Source organism: Bacillus sp. N6 (assembly GCF_052805735.1).
Window position 1 is genome coordinate 1,377,035 of the sequence record NZ_CM127843.1, and the last position, 19,786, is coordinate 1,396,820.

General features: G+C 35.6%; 19 protein-coding genes, 3 riboswitches and 1 other annotated feature. Of the genes, 15 read left to right on the forward strand and 4 right to left on the reverse strand.

The window, feature by feature from the left end; all coding sequences use genetic code 11:
- Positions 1 to 19 precede the first annotated feature (19 nt).
- On the reverse strand, positions 20 to 721 hold the full coding sequence (gene pssA / locus ACUXVC_RS07185; RefSeq protein ID WP_000285417.1) for a CDP-diacylglycerol--serine O-phosphatidyltransferase: 702 nt from the start codon (positions 719 to 721) through the stop codon (positions 20 to 22).
- Between the two features lie 188 nt (positions 722 to 909).
- Positions 910 to 2,796 carry an LTA synthase family protein gene (locus tag ACUXVC_RS07190; protein WP_000939084.1) on the reverse strand — a complete coding sequence of 629 codons (1,887 nt, stop codon included), beginning with the start codon at positions 2,794 to 2,796 and terminating at the stop codon, positions 910 to 912.
- 254 nt (positions 2,797 to 3,050) lie between these two features.
- On the opposite strand from ACUXVC_RS07190, the gene ACUXVC_RS07195 reads away from it, so the two are divergent.
- The 12 genes from ACUXVC_RS07195 to ACUXVC_RS07250 all read left to right on the forward strand — a co-directional run bounded on the left by ACUXVC_RS07195 (position 3,051) and on the right by ACUXVC_RS07250 (position 14,214).
- Positions 3,051 to 3,446, forward strand: a complete 396-nt coding sequence (locus ACUXVC_RS07195) for a DUF3888 domain-containing protein (RefSeq protein ID WP_064531938.1) — start codon at positions 3,051 to 3,053, stop codon at positions 3,444 to 3,446.
- An 89-nt stretch (positions 3,447 to 3,535) separates the two neighbouring features.
- A riboswitch (Lysine riboswitch) is annotated at positions 3,536 to 3,717 on the forward strand.
- Between the two features lie 180 nt (positions 3,718 to 3,897).
- Entirely contained in the window at positions 3,898 to 5,214 is a 1,317-nt protein-coding gene (gene lysA, locus ACUXVC_RS07200; RefSeq protein WP_000280643.1) for a diaminopimelate decarboxylase, read from the forward strand.
- A gap of 115 nt (positions 5,215 to 5,329) precedes the next feature.
- Positions 5,330 to 5,438: riboswitch (SAM riboswitch) on the forward strand.
- Between the two features lie 72 nt (positions 5,439 to 5,510).
- Entirely contained in the window at positions 5,511 to 5,654 is a 144-nt protein-coding gene (locus ACUXVC_RS07205) for a YezD family protein (protein WP_000538896.1), read from the forward strand.
- 87 nt (positions 5,655 to 5,741) lie between these two features.
- Positions 5,742 to 6,446 carry a phosphoadenylyl-sulfate reductase gene (locus ACUXVC_RS07210; RefSeq protein WP_098852291.1) on the forward strand — a complete coding sequence of 235 codons (705 nt, stop codon included), beginning with the start codon at positions 5,742 to 5,744 and terminating at the stop codon, positions 6,444 to 6,446.
- Positions 6,447 to 6,484: 38 nt separating this feature from the next.
- On the forward strand, positions 6,485 to 7,621 hold the full coding sequence (gene sat, locus ACUXVC_RS07215) for a sulfate adenylyltransferase (RefSeq protein ID WP_064531921.1): 1,137 nt from the start codon (positions 6,485 to 6,487) through the stop codon (positions 7,619 to 7,621).
- 12 nt (positions 7,622 to 7,633) lie between these two features.
- Complete coding sequence (gene cysC, locus ACUXVC_RS07220) at positions 7,634 to 8,245, forward strand: adenylyl-sulfate kinase (RefSeq protein WP_029441817.1); 612 nt, start codon at positions 7,634 to 7,636, stop codon at positions 8,243 to 8,245.
- 148 nt (positions 8,246 to 8,393) lie between these two features.
- Positions 8,394 to 10,016: a nitrite/sulfite reductase gene (locus tag ACUXVC_RS07225; protein WP_000119611.1), complete on the forward strand. Its 1,623-nt coding sequence runs from the start codon at positions 8,394 to 8,396 to the stop codon at positions 10,014 to 10,016.
- A 10-nt stretch (positions 10,017 to 10,026) separates the two neighbouring features.
- Positions 10,027 to 10,227 (forward strand): DUF3906 family protein, encoded by a 201-nt coding sequence (locus ACUXVC_RS07230; protein ID WP_000366918.1) that lies wholly within the window; start codon positions 10,027 to 10,029, stop codon positions 10,225 to 10,227.
- Positions 10,228 to 10,311: 84 nt separating this feature from the next.
- Positions 10,312 to 11,088, forward strand: coding sequence for a uroporphyrinogen-III C-methyltransferase (gene cobA / locus ACUXVC_RS07235; RefSeq protein WP_000521256.1), 777 nt, complete (start codon positions 10,312 to 10,314; stop codon positions 11,086 to 11,088).
- Between the two features lies 1 nt (position 11,089).
- On the forward strand, positions 11,090 to 11,845 hold the full coding sequence (locus ACUXVC_RS07240; protein WP_000648881.1) for a sirohydrochlorin chelatase: 756 nt from the start codon (positions 11,090 to 11,092) through the stop codon (positions 11,843 to 11,845).
- On the forward strand, positions 11,820 to 12,434 hold the full coding sequence (locus ACUXVC_RS07245) for an NAD(P)-binding protein (protein ID WP_053564909.1): 615 nt from the start codon (positions 11,820 to 11,822) through the stop codon (positions 12,432 to 12,434). The genes ACUXVC_RS07240 and ACUXVC_RS07245 overlap by 26 nt, the downstream gene beginning before the upstream one ends.
- 64 nt (positions 12,435 to 12,498) lie before the next feature.
- Positions 12,499 to 12,747, forward strand: a binding site (T-box leader).
- A gap of 111 nt (positions 12,748 to 12,858) precedes the next feature.
- Complete coding sequence (locus ACUXVC_RS07250) at positions 12,859 to 14,214, forward strand: sodium-dependent transporter (protein ID WP_053564908.1); 1,356 nt, start codon at positions 12,859 to 12,861, stop codon at positions 14,212 to 14,214.
- Positions 14,215 to 14,241: 27 nt separating this feature from the next.
- Here the strand turns inward: ACUXVC_RS07250 and ACUXVC_RS07255 are convergent, their stop codons facing one another.
- Both ACUXVC_RS07255 and ACUXVC_RS07260 read right to left on the reverse strand, forming a co-directional pair.
- Positions 14,242 to 14,400: a hypothetical protein gene (locus ACUXVC_RS07255; RefSeq protein ID WP_176470994.1), complete on the reverse strand. Its 159-nt coding sequence runs from the start codon at positions 14,398 to 14,400 to the stop codon at positions 14,242 to 14,244.
- Positions 14,401 to 14,501: 101 nt separating this feature from the next.
- Positions 14,502 to 15,776, reverse strand: coding sequence for a murein hydrolase activator EnvC family protein (locus ACUXVC_RS07260; RefSeq protein ID WP_000726083.1), 1,275 nt, complete (start codon positions 15,774 to 15,776; stop codon positions 14,502 to 14,504).
- Between the two features lie 495 nt (positions 15,777 to 16,271).
- On the opposite strand from ACUXVC_RS07260, the gene gltP reads away from it, so the two are divergent.
- The 3 genes from gltP (at position 16,272) to ACUXVC_RS07275 (ending at position 19,770) form a co-directional block, all read left to right on the forward strand.
- On the forward strand, positions 16,272 to 17,546 hold the full coding sequence (gltP, locus tag ACUXVC_RS07265) for a glutamate/aspartate:proton symporter GltP (protein WP_000821126.1): 1,275 nt from the start codon (positions 16,272 to 16,274) through the stop codon (positions 17,544 to 17,546).
- Positions 17,547 to 17,614: 68 nt separating this feature from the next.
- Positions 17,615 to 18,133, forward strand: a complete 519-nt coding sequence (locus ACUXVC_RS07270) for a DUF402 domain-containing protein (protein ID WP_144465508.1) — start codon at positions 17,615 to 17,617, stop codon at positions 18,131 to 18,133.
- Positions 18,134 to 18,253: 120 nt separating this feature from the next.
- Positions 18,254 to 18,359: riboswitch (SAM riboswitch) on the forward strand.
- Between the two features lie 94 nt (positions 18,360 to 18,453).
- Positions 18,454 to 19,770 carry a Na+/H+ antiporter NhaC family protein gene (locus ACUXVC_RS07275; protein WP_000665496.1) on the forward strand — a complete coding sequence of 439 codons (1,317 nt, stop codon included), beginning with the start codon at positions 18,454 to 18,456 and terminating at the stop codon, positions 19,768 to 19,770.
- Positions 19,771 to 19,786: the final 16 nt, after the last annotated feature.

A 19,786-nucleotide genomic window follows, 5' to 3' on the forward strand; every position in this document is an offset into this window, starting at 1 on the left:
CCGGACTCGGAAGGTTTTCTTATTTTTCTTTATTCGCTTTTTTAGACGGTCTTTGTCTAATGAATTGAGATAACATGTACAAAATATATAGTGGAATGGCAATGAATAAGAAAACAGAAAAATTGCCAAATCCTGTTTGATACATTGTAATAATGATTCCAACTAAAAATAGTGTAATAATGATGCTATATCGTGGAATTGGTACATCTTTTAAACTTGGGATACGAATGCGGCTCACCATTAAAAATGCGAACGTTACAAATACGGTAATAAGAACGATTTTTGGAATGGTATGTGAAAATAATGTTAAGAAAGCAACAAGCCCTCCCGCTGCTGTAATCGGTACTCCAGTGAAATATTTCATTGAAGTAGAAGATGGTGTTACATTAAATCGTGCTAAACGATATGCTCCGAAAAGAGGGAATAATCCCGCTATGTATAATCCGATGATTCCGTAGTTTGAGAAAGATGTGTAATACATTAAAACAGCAGGTGCTGCACCAAATGTTACGACATCTGCAAGCGAGTCGAGCTCTTTTCCCATTTGTGAATCAACACGTAATAAACGAGCAACACGACCATCAAGACTATCTAACATCATCCCGATAAGTACTAAAATAGCAGCTGATTTATAATATCCTAAAGATGCATAGCCGATTGATAAAAATCCGCTATATAAATTTCCGAGCGTAAATAAGTTTGGAATAGCTGCTCTATACAAAATCTGATCCCTTGCTTTCTGTAATAAATTCTTAATTAGTGTATGAAAGTTTACTTATTTTATCATACCATAAATTTATTCCTCATACGAAAGAAATTACCAATTTGTGAAAGATTTCATAGAAGGATGATTTAAAAATTAAGTGAAAATAAAAAGAGGAAGCAACTTGTATAAAGTTGCTTCCTTTACTATTCAAATTTCGTTGTCATCGTTCCAGTTTTATATTGATTATTAGGATCGAAACGTAATAAATCTCCATAAATTAATTTATCGGAGAGTTTTAATTCTGTTTTTGCTTTTTCAATATACGGCTGACATAGCGTCATATCAGCTTCTTCACCCGTACTTCTTTTGTAGCACATATTTTTTGTATAAACATACTCTTCAGAAACAAAGCTACCATCACGCATTACCATAAGCGGGTCTTTTTCTTTAATAAATAAGTCAGTTCCAAATTCAACGGATTTATTTGTTTTAATACCAAGTAAATGAAGGAGCGTTGGTTTAATATCAATTTGACCAGATACTTTAGAAACAACTTTTCCTTCTTGACCAGGCACATGAATAATAAGAGGAACTCGTTGTAATTGCATAGAATCGAATGGTGTAATAGTATCTTTTCCTAGGAACTGTGCCATAGCTGCATTATGGTTTTCGGAAATACCATAATGATCACCATAAATGACAATAACGGAATTATCATACAGTCCTTCTTCTTTTAATTGTTTAATAAATAATTTAAGAGCTTCATCTGTGTAACGAACAGTTGGGAAGTAGCGGTTTACAACACCACTTTCTGAGTTGAATTCATCAACATATTGGTCTTCCGGATTTAGAAGAAACGGAAAATGATTTGTTAATGTAATAAATTTTGTATAGAACGGTTGCGGTAAAGATTTTAACTTTGGAATAGATTGTTCAAAGAACTGTTTATCTTTTAATCCCCAACCGACAGACATTTGTTCCGTTCCTGCGTAATCATTTAAATTAAAGTAACGATCATATCCAAGCGCAGGATACATTACATCCCGATTCCAAAACGTTTTATCATTTGAATGGAAGACGGCAGAAGAATATCCGTATTTCTTTAATTGTTCTGGTGTCGCTGTGTATTCGTTTGTTGCATGAGTAAAGAATACAGAACCACGATCTAGCGGATAAAGTGAGTTTTCAACGATAAATTCAGCATCAGAAGTTTTGCCTTGTCCAGTTTGATGATAGAAGTTATCGAAATAGAAACTATCCTTAATAAATTCATTTAAAAATGGGGTAATTTCTTTTCCATTTATTTTTTTATTAATAACAAAGCTTTGTGTAGATTCCATTGAAATTAAAATTACATTTTTACCTTTTGCAGCTCCAAATAAGTTTTTATCAACTTGTTTGTCTTTTGAGTCTGTATAGTTTTTGATTTCAGAAAATCCATCCCCACTTGCAAATACACGCTCAGCTGAAGACTTGGATTGAAGTGTAATATCAAATAGATGATATGTGTATAAACCTAAATTCTTTACGACAGTTTGACGGTCAAATGAGCGCGAGAACATTTGTGGTTTATAAATAACTGATACAACAATTTGTAGTGCTAATAAAGCTGTTACACCGCTAAAGAAAGTTCGCTTCTCTGAGCGGGAAAGTGGTGTTTTGTCGCCAAATGATGGGAATTTACGCGAAATAAACATTAAAATAATTGCATCTGCAAATAAAAGTAATGTTTTGTACGTAAAGAGTTCTTTTATACTTGTCCCTAAATCAGCCATATTGTTTGTTTGGAATAAAACCGGGAAAGTAACGAAATCGTTATAGAATCCATAAAACATTGCGTTTCCAAATAAAATAAATGACAGTATAAAACTGATTCCAATTATAATTCGGTTTCGGTGCTTAGATGCAAGTAAAGCTAAGCCGAAAAATAAAAGTAACGCAGCTAGTGGATTAATAAAAAGCATGAATTCTTCAAAGAAATTATCAATTTTAATATCAAATGCTAGCTTGTACACAATATATGTTTTAATCCATAGTAAAACGACTGCAACGAGTGCAAATCGCAGTTTTGGAAACAGATGTTGTAGCATAATATACTCCTCTCCTAAAAAGCATGACAGTTCTTGTGAGTCAGTTTGCTTAACGACTCATTTTATATATACGAACAGTCCTTTGTTATTATGATTATTATACTATGAGTATCATTATACGAAAATAAAAGAGAGTTGTGGGCTTTTTTATAATAATCGAGTAGAAAAAGAGTGGTGGGAGACAATAAAACAGAATTTCTATGTATGATAATTATCGTACGCAGAAAGAATCGCGTGATAATACGGAGGTTATAATGCGAAAATTATTATATTTTATAGCATGTAGTAGTGTTATACTTTTTACCTCACCGAGTGTGTCAATAGCTCAATATGATGCACCTCTTATGGAAGATGCACTTTATTCTGTTTTATTTCCAAAAATAAATAAAGCAATTGAAAAACAATATGGAAGTTTGAAACCGTATCAATGTCCTAAAATTATTAGTTTAAAAAAAGTGTATAGCGGTACATATTTATTTCAAGCAAGTATTGAAGTGACAAAGTATGAACGTGTTGCTGGGAAAATTGCTCCCCCATTTGAGAAGGTAACGATTACATTTAATAACGAAGAAGGCGAATGGGAAGTGAAAAAGATTTCAGTAAAGCGCTTACCAAATGATACAAAATTAAACTGTAAAAAAACAATATAAAAAATTGTTTGACAAATAAAATGGTCCTTTGGTATTGTTAATAGCAACAATTAGATGTTTGAAAATTAAATAGACTTACCTCATCTACTCTCAAAGGTAGAGGCCGCGATAGGAAAGAGTAAGCTATGGGAGATTTCATGGAATCTGTGATCATAGGCTGAAAGGGACTATTGCCGAAATATAAGAATAACCATCTTATTCATATATTGGGACTACATTGAATAAATGTAGTACTGTCATAAGATTTATTTTATGGAGAGCTATTTGGAGATGTTGATGCGGTTTCTTATTTTGAGGAGATAACAACTCGTTTATTTTTTCAATATATATTTTTCCTAATAAGAAACGCGTGTGAACATTGTTCCGCGCGTTTTTTGTCTATCTAAAAGCGTGCTGCAATGAATAGAAGATTGGGGTTATGAGTTTTAGAGGAAATAAGGGAGGAATTTAAATGTATTTACACGGCACAAGCCGAATTAATGGGCAAGGACACTTAGAAATTGGAGGGTGCGATACGACGCAGCTAGCAAAGCAATACGGAACACCACTTTATGTATACGATGAAGAGTCTATTCGAGGAAAATGCCGAGCATTTCATCGTGCTTTTAAAGAAAGTGGTTTCTCTTATCAAGTAGCATATGCAAGCAAGGCGTTCTTGTGCATGGAGATGTGCCGAGTAGCTCGTGAAGAGAATATGTCATTAGACGTTGTTTCTGGAGGAGAATTATATACTGCGCTCCAAGCAGGATTTCCAGCATCACGTATTCATTTTCATGGAAATAATAAAACAGAAGAAGAGATAGTGATGGCTCTTCAGGCGAATATCGGTTGTTTTGTCGTAGATAATTTCTTTGAATTAGAAGTTTTACACGATTTAGCGATGCAACATGGAAAGTTTGTGAACATATTAATTCGTGTAACGCCTGGAGTAGAGGCGCACACACATGAATATATTACAACAGGCCAAGATGATTCGAAATTTGGATTTGGCGTTTCAAACGGTCAAGCGATGCAGGCAATTGGATTTGCTTTACAAAAATCCAATTATAATGTGCTAGGGATTCATTCACATATCGGATCGCAAATATTTGAAACAGCTGGCTTTGTTCGAGCGATTGAAGTTCTTCGCCAATTTTTAGAAGAAGTGAGAGAGCAAACAAACTATGTAGTAAAAGTGTTAAATGTAGGCGGGGGATTTGGAATACGCTACACAGAGTCGGATACACCGTTAACTCTTGAGACATATGTGCGAGCTGTAACAAGTGCAGTGAGAGAACAATTTACTGTATGTGAATATCCATTGCCAGAAATATGGATTGAACCAGGCCGTAGCATTGTAGGTGATGCTGGGACAACAATTTATACAGTTGGATCTGTGAAAGATATTCCTGGTATTCGGAAATATGTATCAGTCGATGGTGGAATGACAGATAATTTAAGACCTGCTTTATATAGTGCGCGTTATGAAGCAATGTTAGCGAATCGAGGGAATGATGAGAATGAGGAACTCGTTTCGATTGCGGGGAAATGTTGTGAGAGCGGAGATATGTTGATTTGGGATATTCATTTACCGAAAGTCGCTTCTGCTGATTTACTAGCAGTTTCCTGTACAGGAGCCTACGGGTACTCGATGGCGAATAATTACAATCGGATTCGAAGACCAGCCGTTGTCTTTGCAAAAGGCGGAACATCGCAAGTAGTTGTGGAACGCGAAACATATGAAAATATTATTGGGAACGATCGCATACGTATTAAAGAGCTTGTTTAAATAGAAAAAGGAGTTGTTCGGATGGGCAATTCCTTTTTTGTAAAATAAAATAATTAAAATATATCGGAAAACTAGGATTGAAAAAAATCAGAATTGTGATAAAATACAAATACAAAGCTTATCAAGAGAAGCGGAGGGAACTGGCCCGAAGAAGCTCGGCAACCTGCTTATAGAAAGCAAGGTGCTAAATCCAGCAAAATGGAATCCATTTTGAAAGATAAGGTAAAATATATTACCGAACAGTCTTTTCGAAATGGGAAAGATTTTTTTTATGAATAAAAAGGGGGGCTGTTCGCGTGGGTGTACGGGAACATTTTGATGAAGTATCCGAGAAGATTGAAGCGATGCTTGCTGATATGAAATATGGCTCAATTACAATTGTTGTGCAAGATGGAAAAGTAATTCAGTTAGAGAAAAGTGAAAAAGTACGTTTAAAGTGAAAAGCGCTGACTAGAAAAACTAGAGGCGGTTTTAACCTATTTTCATTAGGTTAAAACCGTCTTTTTGCTTTTACAGGGGGAAAAAACATGTTGACGTATGAAACGTGGGAAGAAAATGTTGTTTCGTTTTCGGAAGAAGATGAAACAAAAGGCGCGTTATCAGTATTAAATTGGGCTTATGAAGAGTATAAAGATGAAATCGTCTACGCATGTAGCTTTGGGGTGGAAGGTATGGTATTGCTGCACCTTATAAACCAAGTAAATCCATCTGCTAAAGTTGTATTTTTGGATACAAATGTTCATTTTCAAGAAACATATGAATTAATTCAAAGAGTGAGGGAACGATTTCCTTCATTGAATATTATAGAAAAGCAGCCAGAACTTACACTTGATGAACAGGCGAAGTTGCATGGTGAAAAACTGTGGGAGAGCAATCCGAATCTTTGTTGTAAGATTAGAAAAATTTCACCTTTAGAAAAATCATTAGTCGTGGAAAAAGCATGGATATCGGGCTTAAGAAGGGAACAATCAGAAACACGTAAGCATACAAAGTTTATAAATCAAGATCATCGTTTTCAATCTATTAAAGTTTGTCCACTTATTCATTGGACGTGGAAAGAAGTTTGGCGATATGTATACAAACATAGCTTGCCGTATAACCCGTTGCATGATGTTGGCTATCCAAGTATTGGGTGTGAGAAATGTACTTTACCTGTAGGGGATGGTGGCGATTCAAGAGATGGTAGATGGGCTGGGAAAGTGAAAACCGAATGTGGTCTTCATTATCAATAAGATGAATCTTGAAATAAAGCTAAGAGGGGATATAGAAAATGAGCACAGTAAACGAATTAGTAAACCGTATAGATGAGACATATGATATATCACAAATTGAAAAAGAAATTAAATTAGACAACATTGCTTTAAGTGATTTAGAACTATTGGCGACAGGTGGATATAGCCCGCTTACTGGTTTTTTGGGGAAGGAAGATTATGATTCAGTCGTAGAAACGCTTCGTTTAGCAAATGGTAGTGTGTGGAGTATACCAATTACATTACCGGTAACAGAAGAAGTCGCAGAAAGCCTGAAGACCGGAGAGGAAGTAAAGCTTGTCAACAATGGAAATATATATGGTGCTATTAAAATAGAAGATATTTTCGTACCAGATAAAGAAAAAGAAGCGTTACTTGTATATAAAACAACTGATGAGGCTCATCCAGGAGTGAAAAAATTATATGAACGACCAAACGTTTACGTTGGAGGAACTATTATTCTAACAAAACGCTTTGAAAATAATCAATTTCCTTCTTATCATTTAGACCCAATTGAAACGAGAGAAGAATTTAAAAAACGTGGGTGGAAAACAGTAGTCGGATTTCAAACGAGAAACCCGGTACATCGTGCCCATGAGTATATTCAAAAATCTGCTCTTGAAATTGTAGATGGTCTCTTTTTAAATCCACTCGTTGGAGAAACGAAATCGGATGATATTCCTGCTGATGTAAGAATGGAAAGCTATGAAGTACTCCTTCAAAACTATTATCCGAAAAATCGTGTCTTTTTAAGTGTATTTCCTGCTGCAATGCGTTACGCAGGACCAAGAGAAGCGATATTTCACGCGTTAGTAAGAAAGAATTTTGGATGTACCCACTTTATTGTAGGACGTGATCATGCCGGAGTAGGAGATTATTACGGAACATACGAAGCGCAAGAAATCTTCACGAATTTTACGATAGAAGAGTTAGGCATTACACCACTATTCTTTGAACATAGTTTTTACTGCACGAAATGTGAAGCGATGGCTTCAACAAAAACATGTCCGCACGGAAAAGAAGATCATGTTATTTTATCAGGTACGAAAGTAAGAGAATTATTAAGAAACGGTGAGATTCCGCCAAGTACATTTAGTCGTAAAGAAGTAGTAGAAGTGCTAATTAAAGGTTTAAAAAAAGAAGTAGTAACAGAATAGGGAGAGAACGAGATGGATACGAATATTACTTGGCATACAGCTTCGGTTTCAAAAGATGAGAGAAGAGTGAAGAATGGACATCACAGTTTTGTAATTTGGTTTACTGGTTTATCAGCTTCGGGTAAATCTACAGTAGCGAATGCGGTCGCTCGTAAACTGTTTGAAAAGAATATTGGAAATTATGTGCTGGATGGGGATAACATTCGCCACGGTTTAAATAAAGACTTAGGATTTTCTGAAAGTGATCGCATGGAAAATATAAGACGTATTGGCGAAGTGGCAAAGTTATTTGTAGATCAAGGAACAGTTGTCCTTACAGCATTTATTTCACCATTTCGAGTAGACCGCAAACAAGTAAGAGATTTATTAGCGGCAGATGAATTTATTGAAATTTTTGTGAAGTGTCCGATTGAAGAGTGTGAGAAACGTGATCCGAAAGGGCTTTATAAAAAGGCAAGAAAAGGTGATATTAAGGATTTCACAGGTATTGATTCGCCTTATGAAGAGCCAGAGCAAGCAGAATTAATTGTAGAAACGCACAAATATTCTATTGAAGAATGTGCAGAACAAATCGTGAAGTACTTACAAGAGCGTAGTTTTATCCCGCTATTTGCCGGGAAGTAAAATTCCTACCTCAAAGTTCGATTGGGGCAAGGAAGTTAGGTGGGGGTCGGGCTGCCCGTAAATACCCGATTGGTTAAGGCTAATAATCAGCGTGGGATGAACAAAACTCTACTGATTAAAGTTTCACTTTATATAGGGGGATTTAAAAATGAGTTATGAAAAAGTATGGGCTAACAATGAAAAACTAAATCAAACGGAGAAAAATAAATTAGAAAAAGATGGCTTAGAAATTTTTAATGATATTCCTTACTATGCGGAAAATGGATTTGAATCTATTCCGAAAGAAGAGTGGGATGCCTTTAAATGGGCGGGATTGTATTTACAACGTCCAAAAGAAGCTGGTTATTTTATGATGCGGGTAAATATTCCGTCAGGGATTATTACAAATGCACAGGCAGAAGTACTTGCTTCTATCGCTGAGGATTATGGACGTGATGTAATAGATATTACTACGAGACAGGCGATTCAGTTTCACTGGTTAGAAATTCAGCAAATACCAGATATTTTTAAAAGATTAGCAAGAGTTGGATTATCTTCAGCGGGGGCTTGTGGTGATATAACGCGGAATATTACAGGTAATCCGCTTGCTGGAATTGATGCAAATGAACTATTTGATACGACACATATTGTGAAAGAGGTATATGACTATTTCCAACATAATGAAGAGTTTTCTAATTTGCCACGTAAATTTAAAATGTCTATTAGTTCTAATATTTATAACTCAGCAAACGCAGAGATTAACTGTGTTGCATTTACACCTGCTACGAAAGAAATAGATGGTGAGAAAAAAGTTGGTTTTCATATAAAAGTAGGCGGAGGATTATCAGCCCGTCCATATTTAGCTGATGAATTAGATGTGTTCGTTTTACCAGAAGAAGTGAAGGCAGTGGCAATTGCGATTGCTACTATATTCCGTGATTTTGGATATCGTGAGAAACGTCATTTAGCTCGGTTGAAATTTCTTGTTGCGGACTGGGGAGCAGAGAAATTTAAAGAGAAACTAATAGAGTATACAGGGCCTTTACAAAGTAAAGGGGAAAGTGCACTCAAAGGATGGAATGCAGGCTATTTTTATGGTGTTCAAGACCAAAAACAAGAGGGATTAAAATATGTAGGTTTTAATGTACCGGTAGGTCGTTTACATGCAGAAGAAATGTTTGAGATTGCAAGAATCGCAAAGCAATATGGAAATGGACAAATTCGTACATGTAATTCACAAAATTTCATTATTCCGAACGTTCCTCCGGAAAATGTAAAAGGATTACTTAGTGAACCGTTGTTTGAAGCGATATCTGCAAGCCCAAAATCATTTATTGGTCATGCGGTTTCATGTACCGGTATTGAATATTGTAATCTTGCATTAGTAGAAACGAAAGAAAGATTACGAAAAATTGCAGAATACTTAGATACACAAATTGCACTCGATGTTCCAGTTCGAATTCATATGGTAGGCTGCCCGAATTCATGTGGTCAACGTCAAATTGCTGACATTGGGTTACAAGGGGTGAAAATGAAAACGAAGGAAAAGGGAATTGTTGAAGCATTTGAGATATATGTAGGTGGAACGTTGTTAGATGGCGGTGCCTACAATCAAAAGTTAAAAGGAAAAATAGATGGCGAGGATTTACCTGATGTACTCGCATCATTTATAAGTTATTTCAAAGAGAATAAATTACCAGCCGAAACATTTTATGATTTTGTAGGTCGTGTTGGTGTAGACACATTACAAATAGCGTTAAATAACGTGTTAGAAGAAGTCATAGCGTCTTAGGGGGGACAATATGGATTTATATCGATTTGAAGCTGTATTAGTGAGTGATATTGTTCCGATTGTTGTTGTTGCTCAAAGTGAAGAACAGGCATTTAAGCTTGCGGAGATTGAGCTTGAAAAACATTTTTTACCGTTGCCAGAGGTAAAAGAGATTTCTTTGTTTGAAAAAAAGAAGATTCGAAAAGGTGCAGCATTTGTTATTCATGAGTAGAGATTAGTAATACGAAAAAATAAAAACTTCCATTCTTATATACGAATGGAAGTTTCATTTTAATAGTAGAAATGAGGAGAGATGATGGGGAAGGTTTATATTGTTGGAGCGGGTCCTGGCGATCCAGATTTAATTACTGTTAAAGGGTTGAAATGTATTGAGAAGGCAGATGTTATTTTATACGATCGCCTTGTGAATAAAGAGCTGCTTTCACACGCAAAGCCTGACGCGGATTTAATTTATTGCGGGAAACTCCCGAATTATCACACGATGAAGCAAGAAACAATTAATACATTTCTTATTAAGTATGCGAAAAAAGGGAAAGTAGTAACGAGGCTTAAGGGCGGCGATCCATTTGTATTTGGTAGAGGGGGAGAAGAAGCGGAAGCATTAGCAAAGCAAGGTGTACCATTTGAAATCGTCCCAGGTATTTCATCTGGAATAGCTGCACCTGCTTATGCTGGTATTCCAGTGACGCACCGTGATGCAAGTGCAAGTTTTGCTATTGTGACTGGGCATAGGAAAGAAGGTGCTGAAGAAGAAGTGAAATGGGAAAGTTTAGCGAAAGGTGTAGAGACTTTAGCGATATATATGGGGGTTAGTAATTTGCCCTACATATGTGAGCAACTTATGAAGCATGGAAAAGATAAAAGTACGCCAGCTGCTATTATTGAGCAGGGGACGACGTCTATGCAACGTACAGTTGTTGGGACATTAGGAACAATTGTAGATGTTGCGAAAAAAGAGCAAATTCAAAATCCGAGCATGATTGTAATTGGAGAAGTTGTCCGTTTTAGAGAAAAAATCCATTGGTTTGAGAAGCAAACGGAAAATGCTTATCAAGTAAGTGGAGTGTTGTAAAATGAAAGCCGTCTTATATATATGTCATGGAAGTCGTTTGAAGACAGCGAAAGAAGAGGCGATTCAATTTATTACATCGTGTATGAGTCGTATAGAAGCGAATATTCAAGAAGTTTGTTTTTTAGAGTTAGCGAATCCTTCTATTGAAGATGGTTTTCGTACATGTGTGAAGCGTGGGGCCACGGAGATTATTGCCATCCCTGTTTTTTTATTAGCGGCAGGTCATGTGAAGAAAGATATTCCATTTGAATTGGTAAAGCTCAAGAATCAATATCCGAATGTTAAAGTGACTTATGGTAATCCGTTTGGTGTATCAGAAACACTTATCAAATCAGTATATAACGGAAGTGGTATTGAAAAGGAAGGGAAGGCTGAAGTGACCCTTCTGCTCGTTGCAAGAGGAAGTAGTGATCCTGAAGTATTACAAGATATAAAATGGATCGCCTCTTTATTTCAAGCTGAGGAGAAAATTAAAAAAGTTGAGGTTTGTTATTTAGCGGCTGCGGAGCCGAAATTTGAGAGGAAATTGAAGGAAGTTGTAGAACGGGAAGTGGAGAACATCGTTGTGCTACCTTATTTGTTATTTACAGGTTTACTTATGAAACATATTGAGAAAGAAGTGCGCCAATATGCATTGGAAGAGATTAAAATCAGTCCATATTTAGGGAAGAATGAAGCGTTACAAGATATGTTAATTCAGAAAACGACGGAGTTATTGAAAGGAGATCAGTATGTATCCACTTACAGTGCGAGTTAATGAGAAACGCGTTGTTGTTATTGGTGGGGGAAAAGTTGCAGGATTTAAAATTATTCCTTTACTCAAACAAGGTGCGGATATAGTTGTGATCAGTCCAGAATTAGATGCGAATTTAGTAAAACTTGTGGAAGAAAAGAAAATTCGTTGGTATCAAAGAGAATATGAAAAAAGTGATATTAAAAATGCTTTTTTAGTTGTTGCAGCGAGTAGTGATTCAATATTAAATGAACAAGTTGCTGAAGATGCCGCAGAGAATCAATTAGTAAATGTTATTACAAATCCGGAAAGTGGTAATGTTCACTTTCCAGCAGCGATTCATCATGGTTTGCTTAATATAGCAGTTTCTACTGGGGGAGCGAGCCCAAAGCTCGCAAAAAAAATTCGAGATGAGATTGCAAATAAATATGATGAGACATATGAATCGTATTTAGATTTTTTATATGAAGTAAGGGTGAAGTTAAAAGATTTACAGTTAGAAAAGAGAGAACGAAATATATTACTCCAAGAAGTGTTGAAATCAGTATATGTGCAAAACGAGAGAGAAAGAGAAAGTTTTTTGCGAGAATTAGAGGGAAAGGTTTTAAAATAATAAAAGATAAAGTGCGCTTTACAAATATAAAAATATAATTTATAATCACAAGTAACTTCAATAGATGAAATCGATGAGCAAGAAGAGTACGTATATTTGATGCGTTCAGAGAGCTGGGGTTAGGTGGGAGCCCGGTACGATAAATTATACAGAATGGGCTTGCGAGAGGTATGTTGAACATTGTAGTAGGCAACCCGGGTTCCGCCGTTAAAAGGATAGAGTATCGGAATTATTCCTGTACTTGAACAAGTGGGATTTATCAATCCAATTGAGGTGGTACCACGGTATTTACATTACATATATCGTCCTCTACATGCATATTTGCGTGTAGGGGACTTTTTTATTTTCTAAAGGAGGTGTGCGAGTATGAAATGAAAGTGTATAATTAACAAAAGTTTAAATATTCAGAAAAGGAGAATTTATGATGAAAGAAACACAGCAATGGACGTCGAAAATAGGCTTTGTACTCGCAGCAGCCGGAGCCGCAGTAGGTCTTGGTGCGATATGGAAATTTCCATATGTTGCAGGTAATGGCGGGGGAGGCGCATTCTTCCTTGTATTTTTACTGTTAACTTTATTTATAGGTATGCCTCTTCTAATAGCGGAGTTTGTTATTGGACGTAGTACGCAAAAAGAGGCGGTTACAGCTTATAAAGTACTAGTGCCAAATAGCAAATTATATCCTTGGATTGGTCGTATGGGAGTTGTTACTTGTTTTAGTGTACTATCTTTTTATAGCGTTGTAGGTGGATGGATTTTACTTTATTTATATTATAGTGTGACAGGAAGTTTCTGGAATGGAGTAGCTGATTATGGACAATTGTTCGGTGAAACGATTTCAAATCCGTTAAGTGCGATTGGAGCGCAATTTATCTTTATGCTTTGTACGATTTTTGTTGTAAGTAAAGGTGTAGAGAAAGGTATAGAAAAGGCAAGTAAGTACATGATGCCGCTATTATTTATTTTATTTATTGCGATTATTGTTCGTGCGTTAACACTCGATGGTGCTTTTGCTGGAGTAGAGTTCTTCTTAAAACCAGATTTTTCAAAGCTTACAGCAGATACAATTTTATATGCGATGGGACAATCTTTCTTCTCGCTAACTGTAGGTGCCTCGGTAATGGTAACGTATAGTTCATATTTGAAGAAAGAGGAACATTTAGCGAAATCGGCAACATCTATTGTAAGTTTAACTGTTTTTGTTACAGTACTTGCAGGATTAGCAATTTTCCCAGCGATTTTCGCATTAGGAGTTAAACCGACTGAAGGACCGGGATTACTGTTTATCGTCCTTCCAGCAGTATTTGCAAAAATACCATTTGGTCAATTTTTCTTTATTATGTTTTTAATTTTATTCTTCTTTGCGACTTTAACATCAGCAATTTCAATGCTTGAAATTGTAGTAGCATCTGTTGCGAAAGGTAATGAGAAGAAGCGTCCGTCAGCATCATTATTAATTGGTATTCTTATTTTTGCAGTCGGTATTCCATCAGCGTTATCATTTGGGATTATGAGTGACGTGAAAATATTTGGGAAAACATTCTTTGATTTAGTCGACTTTTCGGTAAGTAACGTATTGCTGCCGTTAGGAGTACTAGCTATTTCATTATTTGTACCAAATAAAATGAGTAAAGAGTTGTTGATGAAAGAATTAGAAGTGACGGAAACGAAGGGGAAAACGTTATTTAACATTTGGTTCTTCTTACTTCGTTATGTCATTCCGGTAACTGTAATAATTGTATTTTTAAATGTGATAGGTGTATTTAAAATGTTTGCATAAAAAAAGGCGGGGATCTCCCGTCTTTTTTTATGTTGTTGAATGTAATAGACGATTATACGTTTTATAGGCTGTGGTGACTGCGAGGAATGAACCGATTAAAAATAAAACTGATCCGCCAAATGTAAATATCCGGCCGATAAATGTCGCTCTAGCTTCTTCTATTTTTTGTTGTAATTGCGTATTCATATTGATCACCTCGTAAACTATAGGCATTTAGTTATAGTCTATGTAGAATGCCTATATTGTGTGAAGTGTAAATAAAAAACCTCGGTAGGTACCGAGGTTTTTTATAATCCGATATAAGGAGATGGGTCGACTGCGTTTGTCTTGCCGACATTCCATTCTCCAAGATGAAGTTCGAAGTGTAAATGTTGTCCGTATGATTGGCCCGTGTTCCCCATAAATCCAAGCTGATCGCCTTGTTTTACAGTTTGTCCATTCGATACAGAACGGCTATTCATATGAGCATATACTGTCGTATATGTTTTTCCGTTTATACGGTGAGATAAATACACTACGTTTCCGTAACTAGATGATAATTCTGAGCGAATAACAACGCCATCTGCAGCAGCGATAATTGGAACCGTTCCCGAAGCGGCGATGTCAATTCCTTTATGGTTATCTAAAGAACGTACACCAAATCCGGAAGTTTTTGATCCAGCTGCTGGTTTGATAAAGCCACCGATGTTTGTATCATGTGGTGTTGGAGCTGCTTGAGTTGCTTGAGCAGATTTAGTAGCTTGTTGTTTGCGAGCCTCTTCTGCCTGGCGAGCTTCTTCCGCTTTACGAGCTTCTTCGGCCCGTTTTTCTTCTTCAATTGCTTTTTGCACAGCTTGACGTTGATTTTCTAAAATGCCTTTGGATTCTTCTAATCCTTCAATCTCTGAATCTACTTTTGCTACTTTCGTATGTAGATCGTTAATAAGAGTCTGTTGCTGCTGTTGGTTATTTTGTAATTCTTGTTGTTTTTGTTCTAGTTTTTGCTCAGATTCTTTCAGTTGTTGTTCTTTTTTCTCAACAGCTTCTTTTTCTGTAGTTACAGCATTTTGATCAGATGTTTGTTTTTTTACAATATCTGTATCGTTGTTTAATATTAAACTTACGGAGTACATATTATCAACAAGATCAGCAATGTTTGTAGAGTTTGTTAATACTTCTGTAATGATATTTGTACGCGGTTTTTCTTGCATAGATTGTAATCGTTGTTTAATAACTTCCTGACGTGTATCTATGTTTGTTTGTAATTGTTCTATATGTTTCTTTTTGTCAGTAATTACTTGTTGTGTTTTGCTAATTTCTTTTTTTGTATCGTTTAATTCAGCCTCGTTTTTATTAATAGAAGTAGTTAATTCATCGATTTTCTTCTGTAATTCTTGAATTTCTTTTTCTATTTGTTCTTTCTCGACTGATTTATTTTGTAAGTCACTTTGTTTGCCTTCTAATTCAGATTGAATGTTAGATAATTTATCTTGATTTGTTTCAGCGTATACGGGTGAAAGTAACGGGGAAGCAAAAATCGTTCCTGCTGCTAAAACACTAAACGCTGCAAATTTCTTTTTCATAGTTGTCTGACTCCTTTCCCTATGAATGTTATATATCATAAGAAGAAGAGTGTCTATCGTTGTAATCATAATGTAAAGAAAACTTTATAAAATTGCTAAGTTTTGTCGGAATTTATCATTTTTCAACTTTAATTGTCATAGTACTTACATTTTATTTATGGCTGTAATAAAGGTATATTTTGGGATTAATCTGTAAAATACAGGAGGAAAGTAATAGTTTTTATGGGGTGAAATAGTACTTAGAAAGCTAATAAAACACTAGTAAGGAATCGTTCTCATGTGAGGTTTTCTAACATGGGTTTATTTTTTGTCAAGAAAATTATTTGCATTCGGGCAAAGTTATTTTGTTGTCAGATTTTAAATTTTGATTTATGATTTTTAACAGGGACAAAATGTAGTGAATTGTCGAATAATATGTAATACTCTTAATTTCTTAGTTTTATAGAGATAGAATGAGAGATAGAGTGACACATCGAAGAGGGGGTTACAACAAATATGAAAAGAATAGGACTTGCATGGCAAATATTAATAGGGCTTGCGCTTGGTATTGCGGTTGGGGCGATTTTCTTTGATAATCCAGCTGTTGTGAAGTACTTACAACCAATTGGTGATATTTTCATCCGATTAATTAAAATGATCGTTGTACCGATTGTTGTAGCAAGTATTGTTGTTGGGGTTGCTGGTGTTGGCGATGTAAAAAAACTAGGTCGACTAGGCGGAAAAACAATTATTTACTTTGAAATTATTACAACAATTGCAATTATTGTTGGTCTATTAATAGCGAATATTTTCCAACCAGGAAAAGGCGTAAATATGGAGCAGTTAACAAAGACAGATATTTCGAAATATACACATACGACAGAGCAAGTACAAAGTCATTCATTTGCAGATACGTTTGTAAATATTGTTCCAACAAACATTATGAAGTCATTGGCTGACGGAGATATGCTTGCTATTATCTTCTTCTCTGTACTATTTGGTTTAGGTGTAGCAGCAATTGGTGAAAGAGGAAGACCAGTTCTTCAATTTTTCCAAGGTGTAGCTGACGCAATGTTTTATGTAACAAACCAAGTTATGAAATTTGCACCATTTGGTGTGTTTGCACTAATTGGTGTTACAGTTTCTACATTTGGTCTTGCTTCATTAATTCCATTAGGGAAATTGCTAATTGTCGTATATGGGGCAATGATCTTCTTCGTCGTAGTTGTCTTAGGACTTACAGCGAAAATATTTGGAATTAACATTTTCCAATTCTTTAAGATTTTAAAAGACGAGCTGATCTTAGCGTATTCTACAGCAAGCTCAGAAACAGTTTTACCAAAAATCATGGAGAAAATGGAGAAATTCGGTTGTCCGAAAGCAATTACATCTTTCGTTATTCCGACAGGTTATTCATTTAACTTAGATGGATCAACTTTATATCAAGCAATTGCGGCTATTTTCTTGGCGCAAATGTACGGTATTGATTTATCTATTACACAACAAATTACATTATTACTTGTATTAATGGTTACATCAAAAGGTATCGCAGGTGTACCGGGCGTATCATTCGTTGTATTATTAGCGACACTTGGTACAGTAGGTATTCCACCTGAAGGTTTAGCGTTCATTGCTGGTATTGACCGTATTTTAGATATGGCTCGTACAGCAGTTAACGTTGTAGGAAACTCTTTAGCAGCTGTAGTTATGTCTAAGTGGGAAGGTCAATATGACGCTGAAAAAGGACAAGCTTATTTAAAAGAGATTTCTGAAAAGGGTCAAGCTGCTTAATTATAATATGAACAAGCTCTCACATAATATGTGGGAGCTTTTCTGTATATAGAAGAGGAGTATACATAATGAAACGTAAATATGGTGACGGTTCTTCGTGGAAAAGACTAATAGAAAAGAGTTATAGGCTTAAGCAAGTGGAAGAGGGAATGCTCGGAATACTGGATATAAAAAAGGTGAGAGATCCTAGTTGTAAAGAATATGATGGTAAAGAAATTTGTATTGCAAGTGATGGGTATACGTGGGTTCAATATTTCATTAATGGAAAGAACTTTGCGATTACAGCTATGTTAGATGATAGGCACAATTTAGTGCAATATTATATTGATGTGACGAAAGAATATGAAATAGACGATCGTGGTTTACCGTATTTTGATGATTTATATTTAGATGTAGTATTATTACCTAGCGGTAAGGTGTATGTATTAGATGAAGAGGAGCTAGAGGATGCTTATAAAAGTGGCGATGTCACGAAGGAAGAGTATGAGTTAGCTTGGTACACTACGAAATGGATATTAGCAGCAATAAAAAATAGTGAATTTTATTGGATTTCAATATTGGAAGAAGAAATCGAAAAGTTAAAATGATTATTGTATTCAAATTTTTGTATAATTACCAAAAAAATCTATACAAAAAATAATTGACTTTTGTTTTGTAAGCGAGTAAAGTTAGGGAAGAAATTATTATTAAAAAATAAATATGAAACCTTCTTATAAAGAGAGGCGGAGGGACTGGCCCTACGATGCCTCGGCAGCGGACTCGATTTCAGAGTGCTGTGCCAAATCCAGCAAGCATGTGCTTGAAAGATGAGAAGAGCGTTTCTTATAGATGTATAAGACCTCTTCTCATCGGAAGAGGTCTTTTGTTATTCATTAGAAAAAGGTTGAAACTAGGGAGAGATGGTACTTTGAAAGAAACGAGAGGAAATGGTTTAGCTTTATTACCACTTGGGATATTTTTGGCGCTATTTATTGGTTCTGGAATTATTACAGGTGATTTCTATAAATTGCCGATACTTGTAGCAATTTCAATTGCTGTAGGAGTCGCTTTAGTGATGAATCGTAAAGAAAGTTTTAATGTGAAAGTCGAGCGGTTCGCTAAAGGTGCAGGAAATCCGGATATTATGATTATGGTATTAATTTTTGTGCTTGCAGGTGCATTTTCTGAAACGGCTAAAGGAATGGGCGGAGTAGACTCAACTGTTAATTTAGCGTTAACTATTTTACCGCCAGGATTTATCGTAGCTGGAATCTTTGTTATTGGTGCATTTATTTCATTAGCAATGGGAACTTCAATGGGAACAATTGCAGCATTAGCGCCGATTGCTGTAGGTATTAGTGGTCAAACTGATATCTCAATTGCGCTTGCAATGGCTACTGTTGTTGGGGGAGCGATGTTTGGTGATAATTTATCATTTATTTCAGATACAACAATCGCAGCTGTTCGTTCACAAGGAACAGAAATGAAAGATAAGTTTAAAACGAATTTTTTAATTGTGTTACCAGCGGCTATTATTACAATTGTACTATTAGTAATAGTTACTTCAGGAAGTGACACGCAAATTAAAGCACATAGCTTTGATTGGATAAAGATTTTACCGTACGCAGGAGTACTTATTACAGCGCTACTTGGCTGGAATGTACTTATTGTATTAACTGGTGGAACTGTATTATCTGGTGTTATCGGTCTTATAGATGGAAGTTACACGTTAGAAAGTTTCTTTAAAAGTGTAACGACTGGAATGGGCGGTATGATGGAGTTAGTATTACTTGCTATATTAATTGGCGGTATGGTTGAATTAATCCAATATAATGGTGGTATTCAATATTTAATGAATGTATTAACACGTAATATTCGTTCGAAAAAAGGTGCAGAATTTGGTATTGCTGGTTTAGTAAGTATGACGAATATGTGTACAGCGAATAATACGATTTCGATTATCTTTACAGGCCCGCTTGCAAAAAATATTGCAGATCAATATGAAATAGACCCTCGTAAATCAGCGAGTGTATTAGATCTTTTCTCATGTTGTGTACAAGGATTAATTCCGTACGGTGCCCAAATGTTAACGGCAGCAGGATTTGCAGCGTTATCTCCGGTTGAATTGTTGCCATATGCATTTTATCCAATCTTAGTTGGAGTATGTGGGATTGTTTCTATTTTAATTGGATTTCCAAGATTTTCGAAAGTAGCTGAGAAAAAAGAGTATCATAAAACAGCTTAATTTAATATGAATGTTA